The sequence below is a fragment of the Celeribacter sp. genome (assembly GCF_048266405.1).
GTDB lineage: Bacteria > Pseudomonadota > Alphaproteobacteria > Rhodobacterales > Rhodobacteraceae > Celeribacter.
On sequence record NZ_JBLWZO010000001.1, the window covers coordinates 253,670 to 267,402 of the forward strand.

Here is a 13,733-nt window from a genome sequence, read left to right on the forward strand (position 1 = left end):
GCGAAGGAGACATACATGTTTGGCATTCCCGGAAAGCAGGCGGTCGTGATGACCGACAAGGCGGCGGCACAAATCGCAAAACTGATGGAGAAAGACGGCTCCAAAGGTTTGCGCATCGGCGTCAAAAAGGGCGGTTGCGCAGGCATGGAATATACCATGGATTACGTCTCCGAGATTGATCCGCTTGACGAAGTGGTCGAGCAAGACGGCGCACGGGTGATGATTGCCCCTATGGCGCAGATGTTCCTGTTCGGCACGGAAATCGACTACGAAGTCTCCCTGCTTGAAAGCGGGTTCAAATTCCGCAATCCAAACGTGGTCGATGCCTGTGGCTGTGGCGAAAGCATCAAATTCGACGAGAACCTGACGGAACAGGCCGCCAAATAATGGCCATCAGCGACGAGGAACTGGCCTTCGCGCTTGAACTCTTCGCCCCGCTTGGCGGCATCACCAAACGCAAAATGATGGGTGGCGCGTCGATCTATTGCGACGGGCAAATCTTTGCCATCCTATCCTCTGACGGTCGCGTATATCTCAAGGCCAAAGATGCCTTGGCCGCCGAAATGGCCGAAGAAGGCGCCGAAAAATTCACCATGGAAGACGGGCGCGGGATGCACTACTGGACCCTGCCCGACAGCGCGCTGGACGACCCTGAGGCCGCCTGTGTCTGGGCCCGCAAGGCCCTCGAAGCTCTGACTTAAAGCTACGATTTATCCTTGAGATGCAGGTAGGTTTGTTCAAACCGCCGCGTCAGATGCTCCCCAGCTGAAATTGGCGCGGCTCCTTTCGGGGCGACATTTGTCTCATAGTTGGGATTGAAAAACAGCGGCACGGAGATGCGTTCCTGCGCTGTGCCGCGCACACGGTGCAAGGTCGCTTTGACACGGCCTTCGGTCCACATTTCCAACATTTCACCAAAGTTGATCACAAAACGACCCGGCGCTGCTGAGACTGCGTGCCACGCCCCGTCTCGACCCAAGACTTCCAACCCCGCCACGCCGTCCGTCGCCAGTAATGTCACACAGCCATAGTCGGTATGGGCGGCGATGCCGAAATCCCTGTCACCCGCCCAATCGGGGCGCGCAGGATAGAAATTGCCGCGCAACAGCGCCATCGGCTGATCGAACTTGTCATCGAAATATTGCGCATCCTCACCCATGACGGTGGCAATGCCGCGTAGCACCTCCATCGCCACGTCGAGCGCCTTGGCATAATAGCTTTGCACCGCGTCACGAAACCCCTCTGGGGCGGCAGGCCACAAGTTGTGCGCATAGACCGACAGATCGCTGCCTGTGACCTCATACCCACAATCAAACACCTCTTTGTAATCGGGATTGGCATCGGGATCGACCTGTTCGGATTTTGGCGCTCCCCAGCCACGGTTAGATCCCGTAGCGGCCATATCGACAGCGGACTTTACTGCGTCGGGTTGTTTGAAAAACGCACGGTAAGCAGCCATCACCGCCTCCACGTCCTGAGCTGTCATCCCCGTGTTGCGCACAGTCAAAAAACCCACGTCCCGCGCTCCGACACGCAAGGCCTCAAGCGCCTGCGGCTCCCGCGCCGTGACAGCGGCAAGGTCAATATCGGGGATCACAACCGCATTCATGGGGCTCTCCTGTGGCTCAATTCGTCCTGCGCCCTTACTGCGGGTTGCGCCCCTTCGGGTCAAGGCTGCGCTTGACTGTTCGGCGCGGACTGCAATGATGCGCGCAACCAATCAGAAGGGATGACACATGGCAGACTCAAAGGCACGTAAACTGGCGGCAGGGAACTGGAAAATGAACGGGGTGAAGGCCTCACTGTCCGAGGCGACAACCTTAGCAGAGATGTTCCCGACCCCCACTGTCGGCATCTTGCTTTGCCCGCCCGCAACACTGATCGCACCGATGGCTGCGGCACTTTCGGGGAGCAAGATTCGTGTCGGCGGTCAGGATTGCCATGCCAAACCTTCTGGTGCCCATACGGGTGACATTTCCGCCGCGGCCCTCGTCGATGCGGGCGCGGACTATGTCATCCTCGGTCACTCCGAACGCCGCGCCGATCATGGCGAAACCGACCATATGGTGGCTGAAAAAACACTCGCGGCTTTCATGGCGGGCCTGTCGCCCATTGTCTGCGTTGGCGAGACATTGGAACAGCGCGAAGCGGGCGAAACGCTTGATGTGATACGTCATCAACTGGCGGGCTCCCTGCCCAATGCCTCCGATCTCGACACGCTCGTGATCGCTTATGAGCCCGTCTGGGCGATTGGCACGGGCAAGGTTCCAACCCTTGAACAGATTGCCGAAGTTCACGACGACATGCGCACCACATTGATCGCTCGGTTCGGGGATGGGGCGACCTCTATCCCGCTGCTCTATGGCGGCTCCGTGAAGCCATCGAATGCGGCAGAGATTTTCGCCACATCCAACGTGGACGGTGCTCTTGTCGGGGGCGCATCGCTTAAGGCCGCTGATTTCTCGGGCATCGTAACGGCGCTACAAAACGCTTAAAGAAATCCGTGCAACACATTGATCAAAAACAAAAGAGGGCCGCTTGGCCTTCTTTTTTCATTCTGGTCCAGGCGGCTACTACGCCGTCACATCGTGATCGTAAAGCCATGCGAACTTGTCCACCATCCGCTTGCCTGCCACACGTCCTGCGAGACGCAAACCTGCATGTCCGATGAAGCGGCTCGCGCCCTTGAGGTGGTAGTTCCGCGCATTGGCGTTGGCCGCCTCGATCACTTTGACCACCCGTGCGCGCCGCCGCGCCTGATAGGCCGGTAGCGCCTGATCAAGCGGCAGGTTGGCGATGCAGTCGGACAGAACCCAGGCATCCTCAAGCGCCATATTGGCCCCTTGCGCCAAGAACGGCAGGGTCGGATGCGCCGCATCCCCGACAAGCGCTGTGCGCTCCGAATGCCACAACGCGGCAACGGGGTGACGGAACAAGCCCCAGCGCGACACCGATTCAACCCGCGACAACAGGGCTTTAACCCCGGGGCAAAAATTGGAGAAATGCGTCATCATCTCGGTGGGATCGCCCGTGTGGTGCCATCCCTCCTCAGCCCAATCCTCGCGCTCTTCAACCGCCACGATGTTGATCAATGTCCCGTCCCGCAACGGGTAGCTGACCACGTGACGCCCTGCCGCGATATGCACCATCGCCGCCGCATCCTCGCCGCCCAGCGCAGGAACAGTTGCCCGCCATGCGGTTTGGCCGGTGAAAAACGGCTTGGCAGGGCCATTGAGCATGGGGCGCAATTTGGAATGCAACCCATCGGCACCGATCACGATATCATGGCGGGCCTCTCCCCCACCCGCAAAGCTCAGCGTCACCCCATCGGTGTCGCCGCGAATATCCTCAACCGCGTGGGACAGGGCAATGCGCACACCGCTCTCTCGCGCGCCCTCATACAGCATGTCGATCAGGTCAGCACGGTGAAACAGTAAAAAGTCCGAATCGGGTTTGTATTTGGCAAAGTCGAGATGGAGAATCTGCGCGCCCATATAGCCGTCGATCAATCGCACACCACTTGACCGCATTGCATGGGCGACAGGATCGAAGCCCAGCGCCCGAAGGACCGCCACACCATTTGGCGTAATCTGTAACCCCGCGCCCACTTCGGTGATCTCGGGGGCTTTCTCGTAAACGGTGACTTGTGCGCCGCGCATTGCCAAGGCTCGTGCAGTCGCCAAACCCGCGACACCTGCGCCCAGCACTGCGATATTTTGACCGATCAGCATCCCAAGTCTCCTTTGCATTGCGGCCTCAACCTCATGCCCTCGCCCAAACGAAAAACACCGAAGCCCTGCTCCGGTGTTTGTCATAATCTTATATCAATGTCAGCCGGACGAATTGCCGCTTTAGGTGTCGCGATGGACTTTCTCGCGGCGCTCGTGGCGCTCTTGTGCCTCAAGCGTCATGGTCGCAATGGGGCGTGCATCCAGTCGTTTGAGTGAAATAGGCTCACCCGTTTTTTCACAATAGCCGAATTCGCCATCTTCGATGCGGCGCAAAGCGGCTTCGATTTTGCTCACTAATTTGCGCTGACGGTCACGTGTCCGCAGTTCCAACGCACGGTCGGTTTCCTCGGACGCTCGGTCAGCTACATCGGGAATGTTACGCGTGCCATCCTGCAATCCTTCGATTGTGTGACGGCCATCATCAAGAAGTTCAGAACGCCACGCTTCGAGTTTGCGACGAAAATATTCGAGTTGGCGGTCATTCATAAATGGTTCGTCCTCGGCGGGACGATAGTCATCAGGCAAGAAAATCTCAGCCTTCATTTTAGTTACCTCTTTATCGCCAGCGACAGCCTCATTGTGCTCATTTGTCATCCAGCTACCTCCTAATCGCCGTTCGTTTACCCTCTTTTATTGGGGTTGTCACTACACGAAGTCAGCACGATTGTAGCTTTGTGCTCCAATGGTATGATCACATCCGAATTGTTTCCGCAAACCAACTCTCTAAGGCGCCCTTCCCAGATGAAATTCACCTCGACCGACCGCTATGTCGCCCCGCCTGACCTCACCGTTGCCGTCAATGCCGCAATCGCGTTGGAACGACCGTTGCTGGTAAAGGGCGAACCTGGGACAGGGAAAACCGAATTGGCCCGCCAAGTGGCCGATGCGCTCGGCCTTAAGATGGTCGAATGGTCGATCAAATCCTCCACACGCGCCCAACAGGGCTTGTACGACTACGATGCCGTCTCCCGCCTGCGCGACAGCCAGTTGGGTGATCCACGGGTTGCCGATATCTCCAACTACATCCGCAAGGGCAAACTCTGGCAGGCCTTCGAGAGCGACGAGCGCGTGGTTTTGCTCATCGACGAGATCGACAAAGCCGACATCGAGTTTCCGAACGACCTACTCCAAGAACTCGACAAGATGGAATTCCACGTCTACGAGACGGGCGAGATGGTGCGGGCCAAGCATCGCCCCGTCATCATCATCACCTCTAACAACGAGAAAGAATTGCCAGACGCATTTTTGCGCCGCTGTTTCTTTCACTACATCCGCTTCCCCGATGAGGCCGTGATGCGCCAAATCGTCAACGTGCATTTCCCACAGATCAAAGAACGCCTTTTGGCCACGGCCCTCACCCAGTTCTACGAGATTCGCGACACCCAAGGGCTCAAGAAAAAACCATCTACCTCCGAAGTGCTCGATTGGCTCAAATTGCTCTTGGCCGAAGACCTCACCCCAGAGGATCTCAAACGTGACGGGGTCAACGCCCTGCCCAAACTTCACGGCGCACTGCTTAAGAACGAACAAGACGTCGCTTTGTTTGAACGCCTCGCCTTTATGGCGCGGGGACAACGCTAATGCTTTTGATCCACCCTCTCACGACGGCCGACCGCGTCGCATGGGAAACCTTATGGGCAGGGTATTTGTCGTTCTATGAAAGCACCGTCGAACAAGCCGTCACGGATGCCACCTTTACACGGCTCACCGCCCCCGAGGCCCTAGAGCGCGGGGCCTTCGTCGCCGAGTTGGACGGCGTGGTTGTGGGCTTTGTCCATTACATCTTCCATGCACACAACTGGCAGGCAGGCGATGTGTGCTATCTCCAAGACCTCTTTGTGTCCGAGGCGGCTCGCGGCAAAGGGGCGGCCCGCGCTCTCATTGAGGCCGTATATGGCGCGGCGGATGCCAATGGCACGCCCAGCGTCTATTGGATGACGCAAGAGTTCAACCACACCGCCCGCGCCCTCTACGACCGTATCGGTGCCAAAACCTCTTTCATCAAATATGTGCGGACCACCTGATGCTCCATGTCCTAACCCACGATATCCTCCCCGTCTTTTCCATGCTTGCCCTCGGGTTTGTGTTGGGACGTCTGAACAAGGTCAGCTTTGATGAGGCCCGCGCGGTCAACCGTGTGGCCTTTATCGTGCTGCAACCCGCATTGATCTTTCCATTGATCGCCGCGCTCTCCATAGCGGAGTTCGATTTCAGGACGATGGCGCTTTATGCCCTGTGTCAGGCGGTGCTGTTTGTCGTCAGCTATCTTGTGGCTCTCCATGTGTTCAAACGTGACCACCTAGAGGCGTGGCTCTTGGGCATGACGGTTATTTTCGTAAACTCGCTTTTGTATATCCTGCCCATTTCGATCCTGATCTATGGCGAGGGAGGCGGCTCACTACCGATAAAAGCCATTGTAGCGTGGGACACGGCGTTCTCTTTGTTCTCTTTCGCCTTTTTCATCATCACCACCGATGTGATGGCGGGAGGAACCTCCGCGGTGGCCTCGCTCAAACGCATCTCCCTTAACCCCGTTCTTTTGGCGATTGTGATTGGCATTGTGGTCAATGTTGCGAACATTAGCGTCCCCGTCCCCCTGCTCACCGCCATGCACTTTGCAGGCCCCGCCGCTGCCCCGTTGACACTATTTGCTCTTGGAGTGATCCTTTCAGGTCATTCCCTCCTTCCCTCTCCAACGGTGACGGCGATGAGTGCGCTCAAACTGTTCGGCTTTCCGCTCGCAGTCTTCGCAGCACTCACCGCCTTTCCCGCTGTCACCGAGCAATGGCACACGCTCTTTATCCTTGGTGCCGCAGGTCCGTCAGGCGCGATGGCCTTTTCGCTCGCCATGCTGCACGGTATACGCACCGATGCGATTGCGCCCGTGATCATCTGGACCTCGATCCTGTCGGTTGTGTCCTTGGCCGTTCTTGCCTGAGACAAGTGAACGCACTGGTCTTTATCCCTGCGGCTTTGCTACACTCATAAAAACCGCCCAAAAGAGGCCGAGCATGTCCCTGACCCCATCTCTCCCGCGTCCCGCCCCCTCGCGTTCGCGCCACCCGCGCAGGATTGCCCTCGGTCTGGGCCTGCTTGCGCTCGTGGCCTGTGGCGCACCCGAGATGCGCGCGCCTCGCGAGGACAGCACTCCCGAGCTGCTCACGGTCAGCGCCCAACGCATCGAACTGCCGCCGATGAAGCGCTTCACCACTGCGACAAAGACAACGCCACGCCGCTCTAATGTCCAGATGGCGCAGGATTTCATGGATCTGTCATTCCGTTTGGAGACGGGAGCCACATTACCTGTATTCTCGCGCTTTGAGGGGCCAATTTCGGTCCGCGTTGTCGGCGCACAGGTGCCCACAACCCTCAACGCCGATCTGGGCGACTTGCTCGACCGTCTCAAACGCGAGGCAGGTCTGGACATCGCCCTCGTGCCGCGCACATCGCCAGCCGCGATCACCATTGAGTTGGTGCCCGCTGCCGCATTCCGCAAACGCGCGCCCAACACCGCCTGTATCGCCGCCGCAGATGTGTCGAGTTGGGCCGAATTTCGCGCCGCCCGCGCCGCGTCGTGGACCACCGTGCGCACACGCACCCGTGCTGCGATCTTCATCCCCACTGGCGGCACACCGCAGGACGTGCGCGATTGCCTGCACGAGGAACTGGCCCAAGCGCTCGGCCCCCTCAACGACCTCTTTCGCCTGCCCGACAGTGTATTCAACGACGACAACATTCACTCCGTCCTGACAGGGTTCGACATGCTGATGCTGCGCGCCACCTATGCGCCCGAATTGCGCTCTGGTCTGACGCGCGAACAGGTCGCCGCCCTGATCGTTCCGCTGCTTGACCGTCTCAACCCCGCAGGGCGCAGCGGAGGTTTAGCCCGTGTCGACACCACCCCCCATGACTGGATCGCCAACGTGACCCGTGCGATGGACGGCGGTGCACTGTCCGCCCGTCGTGCTGCGGCCACCCGTGCCGTGGCCATCGCCCAAAACCGTGGATGGAGCGATAATCGCGCGGGGCTATCCTATTTCCTGCTCGGACGGTTGCAACAAGGTCAGAACACCGAGGCAGCACGCGCCAATCTCGAACAGGCCCGCCGCCTCTTTGCTGGCTCGTCGCTCACAGAGATCGCGGCCGCCCACGCGACGTTGCATCTGGCGGCCATTGATCTGGTACGCGGCGATTATCCAAGCGCCTTGGCCGACCTCGATCCCGCCATAGCAACCGCCACCCGCGCTCAGAACGCAGCCCTGTTGTCATCTCTGATGCTTACCAAAGCCGAAGCCTTGTTGCGGATAGGACGGGCGGGTGAGGCCCAAGCGGTGCGTCTCGACAGTTTGGGATGGGCACGGTATGGGTTTGGATCGGACCGCGATGTATATGCACATATCGCCGACATACAGGCCCTCGCGCGCTAACATCTGCGCACATGGACCAAGACACGCTCAACAAGGAGCAAGACATGATCGTAATCGCTTTTTTCCTGATCGGGGCCATTCTGGGATGGCGCACCGCCGCCAAACGTCAAGGCGACCGCTTGGACAAGCTGCAATATGCAGCGGCCTATTGTCTGGCCTTTTCCGTTGTCGGCCTGATTATCACCGTGCTTCTCGAGCGGCTCCTGTAAAGGCCGCACGCGATGTTCCTGCCGTTCTTCGAGCGACTGCGGCGCGAAGGCATTCCCGTCAGCCTGCGCGAATACCTCGCGTTTCTGGAGGGGATGCAGGCGGGACTTGTGACCTATGACATCGACGGGTTTTACCATTTCTCCCGCGCTGCAATGGTCAAAGACGAGCGACACCTTGATAAATTCGACCGCGCTTTTTCCGAGGCCTTTAAAGGACTTGAAAGCCTAAGTTCAGACGACATCTTAAATGCCGTTGATCTGCCGGAAGACTGGCTGCGCCGTGAAGCAGAGAAATTTCTCTCCCCGCAAGAACGCGACGAAATCGAGCGTTTGGGCGGTTTCGACAAGCTGATGGAGACGCTCAAACAGCGCCTCAAAGAACAAAGCGGCCGCCATCAGGGCGGTAGCAAATGGGTCGGCACAGCTGGCACCTCACCTTTTGGCGCCTTTGGCTCCAACCCGGAGGGCATCCGCATCGGCCAAGACCGCTCCCGCCACGGTCGCGCGGTCAAGGTCTGGGACAAGCGCGACTTCAAGAACCTTGATGACAACGTCGAGCTTGGCACCCGCAACATCAAAATGGCGATGAAACGCCTGCGCAAATGGGCACGTGACGGGGCGCATGAGGAGCTTGACCTCGACGGCACCATTCGCGCCACCGCCGAACACGGCTATCTCGACGTGAAAACCCGCCCCGAGCGGCGCAACGCTGTGAAAGTGCTGATGTTCTTCGATGTCGGCGGCTCGATGGATGGTCATATCAAAGTGGTCGAGGAGTTGTTTTCCGCTGCCCGCGCAGAGTTCAAACACCTTGAGTATTTCTATTTTCACAACTGCCTGTACGAGGGCGTGTGGCGCGACAATGCGCGACGGTGGTCGGAGCAGACCCCCACCCAAGAGATTTTCAACACCTTCGGGCGCGACTACAAAGTGATCTTTGTGGGCGATGCCTCAATGTCCCCTTACGAGATCGTCCTGCCTGGCGGGGCCAATGAACACTGGAACGAAGAGGCCGGTGCTAAATGGCTTGCACGGGCCCGCGAGACGTGGCCCGACCATCTATGGCTCAACCCTGTGCCCGAACGCCATTGGACCTACACCGAATCCATCGACATGATCCGCGACATTTTTGAGGACCGTATGGTGCCGATGACGCTCGACGGGTTGGAGCGCGGCTTCAAATTGCTTGGAAAATAGCGACAAACGGGTGCCAGTGGCGACGGAACTGCGTTAGGCTCACGTTGAACCTGTATATGAGACACCCGACGCCATGATAACACAGATCAAACGCCTCTGGGCCGCTGCCCCGCTTGCCACCACCGCCCTGATCGGCGCATCGGTGCTTGCGCTGTTTTTCGTCATCCGTCTCTCGGTCGCGATGCTGCTATGGCACAATAGCGATCATCACGAAAAAGACATTGAGGCGTGGATGACACCTGGATTTATTTCACATGCCTTCAATGTGCCGCACGAGGTAATTTTGGACGCCGTTGACGCGCCGATTCCGCCTCCCGCAGGGCGCATGAGTCTGGATGAGATTGCAACTTATCGCAATGTGCCGATCACCGATGTGATTGCCGCCGCCCAAGCCGCCGTTACTGCCTTTCATGCCGACCGCAATGCGGGCAATAACGGGAGCGCCAATGACCGATAGCATCTTTGCGGCTGTCACGGCCTACGGCGTATGGGGCGTGATGATTTCGTCCTTCCTGTCGTGCCTGCTGATCCCGATCCCGACCTCGTTGATGATGCTCGCCGCAGGGGCCTTGGCCGCGTCGGGCGATATCGACATTGCTCCGCTCATCATAGCCACCTTTGCGGGGGCGGTTATGGGCGATCAAGCGGGGTTCTTTATCGGTCGCACGGGTGGCGCACGGGTTCTGGCGCGTTTAGGCGCCCGTTCGCCAGCTCGCAGGGCGGTTATTGCCCGCGCAGAAGCACTTGTCGCGCGGCGCGGCGGCGTTGGGGTGTTTTTCTCGACATGGGCTGTTGCACCGCTAGGGCCATATGTGAACATCGCCTCGGGCGCTGCCCGACTGCCGTGGGCACGCTTTACCGTGGCCGACATTCTGGGTGAATTTATCTGGGTCAACGCCTATGTCTGGACGGGGTATGCCTTTGCCAACAACATCTCCGAGGTCAGCACGCTGATGTCCGATGTCATCGGCCTCTTGGTGGCAACAGTTGTCGCCGCAGCCGCACTGTTCTGGGCCAAAGGCGTTCTAAAAGCGCAAAAAATCAAACGCCAGTGAAACGCCCCTTTTCTCTGACCCGCCCTGCCCCCATATTCAACATATGTTGAAATTCACACCGATCCTCTTGGCCATCCTCTATGCGCTCGTCATGTACCGGTTTTCGGTCTGGCGCACGACGCGTGAGTTGAACGAGAAATCCGCCGAACTGGCCGATGCGCAACTGCGCCCCGTTTTTGCCCGCTTGGCCGAGGCGCTCGACATCCCGAAGGTCAAAGTCCACCTCTACGATATTGAACCCGTCAACGGATTAGCTGCTCCCGATGGACGTGTATTCATCACCCGCGGGTTTTACCAAAAATTCCGTCAAGGCGAGATCACTGCGGAAGAAATGGCATCCGTCATTGCGCATGAGTTGGGCCACGTCGCCTTGGGCCATTCGCGTCGTCGCATGATCGACTTTACAGGCCAAAACGCGATCCGCACGGCACTGGCGATGGTGTTGGGACGGTTCCTCCCTGGCATTGGCACCTACATCGCAAATGCTGTGGCATCGCTCCTGTCCGCCCGCCTGTCGCGGCAAGACGAATATGAGGCCGACGCCTATGCCTCGGCGCTGATGATCAAAGCGGGGTTTGGCACCGCACCGCAAAAATCGCTCTTTGTGAAGTTGAACACGCTGACAGGTGCGCGAGGTGCGAAAACACCTGCATGGTTCACAAGCCACCCAAAATCCGACGACCGCATCAAGGCGATCGAAGCCAATGAGGCCAAGTGGAGCCAGTCATAGGACTTAAGCGCCGAGCGCCTTGCCAAGTTTGGGCAGTCGCGCCTTTTTAAGCAATGCGCGCATCTCCCACGGCTGCCCTGAGAGGGTTTCAGCGGTTTGGCGCACAGCCTCGACCGCTTGGGCCACGTCCTCAGGATGATGGCTCCAGATTTCCCACAAGAACCCATCGGGGTCACGACGTGTCAGCCCCTCTTCAGCGAGGACGTGACGAGGAAAATCCTTGGCATTCATGGTGATAAGCACGTCTGCGTTGCCTTTGACAGCCGCCGCGAGCACGTGAATGTCGTTTTCATCACTCAGGTACAAACGCCGCTCAATACCCTGATAATCCGATACGCTGGCCTTGGGCCATGCCGCACGGACCAAAGCCACTTCGGCGCGGGCTTGCGCCTCGCCCGTGGGGCCGATTTTGCGGGCGGCACGCGCCCATTCTTCCAAAATGCGGTCCGACCAAAGGGGAGTGAAATGCCCTTTGGCCGCAACAGCCAACAACACTTCGCGCATCACCGTGGGGTAAAGCACGCAAGCGTCGAGCAAAACTTTCACGGCATCAGCCGATAAAAGAGCGCCTTGAGATATCCGCTTTCCGCCAGTTGCGGCATCAACGGGTGATCGGCACCGGCAAAGCCCGTGTGGATCAGTTGCGCGGAACGGGCCGCGCGGCCAATGCCACGGTTACATGCGGAGCGGAATTTCTCCAGATCGGCGGCGTGCGAACACGAACACAGTCCCAAATATCCGCCCTCTTTGACCAAGGGGGCCGCCATACGCGCTACGCGCTCATAGGCCCGCAAGCCCTTTTCAAGCGTGTTTTTCGATGGAGCAAAGGCAGGCGGATCACAGATCACCACGTCAAACAACTCACCCTCTTCGCGCAGTGCGGCCATCATGTCAAAGGCGTCGCCCTTGCGAATGATCAGGCGGTCGGACGCGCCCATTTCTGCGGCGCCCTGCTCGGCCAAGGCCAGTGCAGAGGCAGAACTATCAACAGCAACGGCCTGTGTCGCGCCACTAGATAGCGACGCCAAGGCAAACCCGCCCACATGGGAGAACACGTCAAGGACGCGCTTGCCTTTGACGAGGCGTTGGGTGAAGGCGTGATTGGGACGTTGATCATAGAATAGGCCGGTTTTCTGACCGCCCATGATGTCGGCCATATAGGTGGCCCCGTTCATCGGCACGGCAATCGGCTCAGGAGCCTCACCCATAAGGATGTCGGTTTTCTCCTCCAACCCTTCAAGGGACCGCGCGCGGCCTGTGCCGTTCATCACAACCGTGCTCAGACCCGCGACTTTGGCGAGGGCCGCACACAAGGTCTCGATCATCACATCGGCCCACGCGGCATTGGGTTGCACCACCACCGTATCGCCAAACCGATCAATCACCACACCAGGCAGGCCATCGGCCTCGGCGTGGACCAAACGGTAGAACGGCTGATCGAACAGCGTTTCACGATGTACGAGGGCAGCGGTCAGACGGGATTCGAACCACGCTTGGTCGATCTGCGCGTCAGGATCGCGATCAAGAACCCGCGCCACAATGCGCGAATTCGGGTTTACGGCCACAAGGGCAAGAAACCGGCGCTCTTCATCCTCAAGACGGGCAATCGTGCCCGCGGGGATGGCTTTTGTGCGGCGGTCCATCACCAATTCGTTGTCATAGACCCAAGGGGCACCGTGCCGAATGGCACGCGCGTTTGATTTGGGCTTGAGACGAATGGTGGAAAAAGAAGAAGAGGGATGCGTCATGCAACCCTCTTATCTTTGTCTATCAACCTGCGAAAGGGGGCTCTGCCCTATTCCGCTATCATTTTTACCAACTCAACAGGTCTGGGTCGCAACAGAGACTTAGGCCAGTTTGCCGTCAACTGTGGTTTTGGACGCGAAACGGGCGCGGAACCATGCAGCAATAGATTTGCCCATGTCGCGAGCGGCTTCTGCGCGGAGCGCGTGTGCGCGGGCTTCGATGTCAGCGAAAGATACGTATGTGCGGTCGTCCATTGGGATAATCCTCTTTGGTACTCTGTTTCAATGTGGACTGTTGCGGGGTCTTTTGCGTCATCCCGTCTTGTCCGTTGAGTTCAATATAGGTCACGCAATCTGACATAACCACTGACCGTTCCGAATGCCCGTTATGCACCTGCAGCATCACTCCCCGACAAAACGCAAACCTTCTCCACACACCAACGAAAAAACCTGCGCCTTTGGGGTTTCAAATGGGTGGACATTTCGGATTCGCCCAAGTAGTTAGCGCTAACACGCGACAGTTTAGCGCTAACAAATTGTGCGTTGTCGTGTTAAACTCGGGCAAACGAGGATCTCAGCGCCCTGCCTCGCACGCCTCACCGTTCTCAGGTGCGCATCCGTGATCCGACCCACACCCAA

18 protein-coding genes are annotated in these 13,733 nt (G+C 58.4%); 12 read left to right on the forward strand and 6 right to left on the reverse strand.

The annotated features are described in order from the left end of the window. Positions 1–15: 15 nt before the first annotated feature. Together ACN0TS_RS01290 and ACN0TS_RS01295 are read left to right on the forward strand one after the other, a co-directional pair. Positions 16–387, forward strand: coding sequence for a HesB/IscA family protein (locus ACN0TS_RS01290; protein ID WP_417257505.1), 372 nt, complete (start codon positions 16–18; stop codon positions 385–387). After that, positions 387–701 carry a TfoX/Sxy family protein gene (locus ACN0TS_RS01295; RefSeq protein WP_417257506.1) on the forward strand — a complete coding sequence of 105 codons (315 nt, stop codon included), beginning with the start codon at positions 387–389 and terminating at the stop codon, positions 699–701. The genes ACN0TS_RS01290 and ACN0TS_RS01295 overlap by 1 nt, the downstream gene beginning before the upstream one ends. Positions 702–703: 2 nt before the next feature. Here the strand turns inward: ACN0TS_RS01295 and ACN0TS_RS01300 are convergent, their stop codons facing one another. Further along, positions 704–1,609: an isopenicillin N synthase family dioxygenase gene (locus tag ACN0TS_RS01300; RefSeq protein WP_417257507.1), complete on the reverse strand. Its 906-nt coding sequence runs from the start codon at positions 1,607–1,609 to the stop codon at positions 704–706. A gap of 127 nt (positions 1,610–1,736) precedes the next feature. Between ACN0TS_RS01300 and tpiA the strand changes: the two genes are divergently transcribed. Beyond that, complete coding sequence (gene tpiA / locus ACN0TS_RS01305; protein WP_417257508.1) at positions 1,737–2,495, forward strand: triose-phosphate isomerase; 759 nt, start codon at positions 1,737–1,739, stop codon at positions 2,493–2,495. A 78-nt stretch (positions 2,496–2,573) separates the two neighbouring features. Here the strand turns inward: tpiA and ACN0TS_RS01310 are convergent, their stop codons facing one another. Beyond that, a complete protein-coding gene (locus ACN0TS_RS01310) occupies positions 2,574–3,731 on the reverse strand; it encodes an FAD-dependent oxidoreductase (RefSeq protein WP_417257509.1) in 1,158 nt (385 codons plus the stop codon). A gap of 120 nt (positions 3,732–3,851) precedes the next feature. Beyond that, positions 3,852–4,274: an RNA polymerase-binding protein DksA gene (dksA, locus tag ACN0TS_RS01315; protein ID WP_417258164.1), complete on the reverse strand. Its 423-nt coding sequence runs from the start codon at positions 4,272–4,274 to the stop codon at positions 3,852–3,854. Positions 4,275–4,472: 198 nt separating this feature from the next. Here dksA and ACN0TS_RS01320 point away from each other — a divergent pair, with 198 nt between their 5' ends. The 9 genes from ACN0TS_RS01320 to ACN0TS_RS01360 all read left to right on the forward strand — a co-directional run bounded on the left by ACN0TS_RS01320 (position 4,473) and on the right by ACN0TS_RS01360 (position 11,349). After that, a complete protein-coding gene (locus ACN0TS_RS01320) occupies positions 4,473–5,312 on the forward strand; it encodes an AAA family ATPase (RefSeq protein WP_417257510.1) in 840 nt (279 codons plus the stop codon). Beyond that, complete coding sequence (locus tag ACN0TS_RS01325) at positions 5,312–5,755, forward strand: GNAT family N-acetyltransferase (protein WP_417257511.1); 444 nt, start codon at positions 5,312–5,314, stop codon at positions 5,753–5,755. The genes ACN0TS_RS01320 and ACN0TS_RS01325 overlap by 1 nt, the downstream gene beginning before the upstream one ends. Beyond that, positions 5,755–6,669: an AEC family transporter gene (locus tag ACN0TS_RS01330; protein WP_417257512.1), complete on the forward strand. Its 915-nt coding sequence runs from the start codon at positions 5,755–5,757 to the stop codon at positions 6,667–6,669. The genes ACN0TS_RS01325 and ACN0TS_RS01330 overlap by 1 nt, the downstream gene beginning before the upstream one ends. 73 nt (positions 6,670–6,742) lie before the next feature. Beyond that, complete coding sequence (locus ACN0TS_RS01335; RefSeq protein WP_417257513.1) at positions 6,743–8,158, forward strand: DUF2927 domain-containing protein; 1,416 nt, start codon at positions 6,743–6,745, stop codon at positions 8,156–8,158. 44 nt (positions 8,159–8,202) lie between these two features. Next, entirely contained in the window at positions 8,203–8,367 is a 165-nt protein-coding gene (locus tag ACN0TS_RS01340) for an apolipoprotein acyltransferase (protein WP_417257514.1), read from the forward strand. A 12-nt stretch (positions 8,368–8,379) separates the two neighbouring features. Next, a complete protein-coding gene (locus ACN0TS_RS01345) occupies positions 8,380–9,564 on the forward strand; it encodes a vWA domain-containing protein (RefSeq protein ID WP_417257515.1) in 1,185 nt (394 codons plus the stop codon). Between the two features lie 73 nt (positions 9,565–9,637). Beyond that, positions 9,638–10,021, forward strand: a complete 384-nt coding sequence (locus ACN0TS_RS01350; protein WP_417257516.1) for a hypothetical protein — start codon at positions 9,638–9,640, stop codon at positions 10,019–10,021. Continuing rightward, positions 10,011–10,619, forward strand: coding sequence for a DedA family protein (locus ACN0TS_RS01355; protein WP_417257517.1), 609 nt, complete (start codon positions 10,011–10,013; stop codon positions 10,617–10,619). The genes ACN0TS_RS01350 and ACN0TS_RS01355 overlap by 11 nt, the downstream gene beginning before the upstream one ends. Before the next feature lie 43 nt (positions 10,620–10,662). Continuing rightward, entirely contained in the window at positions 10,663–11,349 is a 687-nt protein-coding gene (locus ACN0TS_RS01360; RefSeq protein WP_417257518.1) for a M48 family metallopeptidase, read from the forward strand. 3 nt (positions 11,350–11,352) lie between these two features. On the opposite strand, the gene ACN0TS_RS01365 is transcribed toward ACN0TS_RS01360, so the two are convergent. The 3 genes from ACN0TS_RS01365 to ACN0TS_RS01375 all read right to left on the reverse strand — a co-directional run bounded on the left by ACN0TS_RS01365 (position 11,353) and on the right by ACN0TS_RS01375 (position 13,349). Beyond that, positions 11,353–11,895: an RSP_2648 family PIN domain-containing protein gene (locus tag ACN0TS_RS01365; protein WP_417257519.1), complete on the reverse strand. Its 543-nt coding sequence runs from the start codon at positions 11,893–11,895 to the stop codon at positions 11,353–11,355. After that, complete coding sequence (locus ACN0TS_RS01370; protein WP_417257520.1) at positions 11,892–13,097, reverse strand: RSP_2647 family RNA methyltransferase; 1,206 nt, start codon at positions 13,095–13,097, stop codon at positions 11,892–11,894. Before ACN0TS_RS01370 ends, ACN0TS_RS01365 begins: the two co-directional genes overlap by 4 nt. A 99-nt stretch (positions 13,098–13,196) precedes the next feature. Then, entirely contained in the window at positions 13,197–13,349 is a 153-nt protein-coding gene (locus ACN0TS_RS01375; protein ID WP_417257521.1) for an RSP_7527 family protein, read from the reverse strand. Positions 13,350–13,733 lie beyond the last annotated feature (384 nt).

Bases quoted from the DNA above. Each gene is read 5' to 3' on its own strand.
- ACN0TS_RS01370 (WP_417257520.1), bottom strand. From the start codon at position 13,097: ATGACGCATCCCTCTTCTTCTTTTTCCACCATTCGTCTCAAGCCCAAA.
- ACN0TS_RS01290 (WP_417257505.1), top strand. From the start codon at position 16: ATGTTTGGCATTCCCGGAAAGCAGGCGGTCGTGATGACCGACAAGGCG.
- ACN0TS_RS01375 (WP_417257521.1), bottom strand. From the start codon at position 13,349: ATGGACGACCGCACATACGTATCTTTCGCTGACATCGAAGCCCGCGCA.
- tpiA (WP_417257508.1), top strand. From the start codon at position 1,737: ATGGCAGACTCAAAGGCACGTAAACTGGCGGCAGGGAACTGGAAAATG.
- ACN0TS_RS01355 (WP_417257517.1), top strand. From the start codon at position 10,011: ATGACCGATAGCATCTTTGCGGCTGTCACGGCCTACGGCGTATGGGGC.
- ACN0TS_RS01300 (WP_417257507.1), bottom strand. From the start codon at position 1,609: ATGAATGCGGTTGTGATCCCCGATATTGACCTTGCCGCTGTCACGGCG.
- ACN0TS_RS01330 (WP_417257512.1), top strand. From the start codon at position 5,755: ATGCTCCATGTCCTAACCCACGATATCCTCCCCGTCTTTTCCATGCTT.
- ACN0TS_RS01310 (WP_417257509.1), bottom strand. From the start codon at position 3,731: ATGCTGATCGGTCAAAATATCGCAGTGCTGGGCGCAGGTGTCGCGGGT.
- ACN0TS_RS01295 (WP_417257506.1), top strand. From the start codon at position 387: ATGGCCATCAGCGACGAGGAACTGGCCTTCGCGCTTGAACTCTTCGCC.
- dksA (WP_417258164.1), bottom strand. From the start codon at position 4,274: ATGAAGGCTGAGATTTTCTTGCCTGATGACTATCGTCCCGCCGAGGAC.
- ACN0TS_RS01350 (WP_417257516.1), top strand. From the start codon at position 9,638: ATGATAACACAGATCAAACGCCTCTGGGCCGCTGCCCCGCTTGCCACC.
- ACN0TS_RS01335 (WP_417257513.1), top strand. From the start codon at position 6,743: ATGTCCCTGACCCCATCTCTCCCGCGTCCCGCCCCCTCGCGTTCGCGC.
- ACN0TS_RS01340 (WP_417257514.1), top strand. From the start codon at position 8,203: ATGATCGTAATCGCTTTTTTCCTGATCGGGGCCATTCTGGGATGGCGC.
- ACN0TS_RS01320 (WP_417257510.1), top strand. From the start codon at position 4,473: ATGAAATTCACCTCGACCGACCGCTATGTCGCCCCGCCTGACCTCACC.
- ACN0TS_RS01325 (WP_417257511.1), top strand. From the start codon at position 5,312: ATGCTTTTGATCCACCCTCTCACGACGGCCGACCGCGTCGCATGGGAA.
- ACN0TS_RS01360 (WP_417257518.1), top strand. From the start codon at position 10,663: ATGTTGAAATTCACACCGATCCTCTTGGCCATCCTCTATGCGCTCGTC.
- ACN0TS_RS01345 (WP_417257515.1), top strand. From the start codon at position 8,380: ATGTTCCTGCCGTTCTTCGAGCGACTGCGGCGCGAAGGCATTCCCGTC.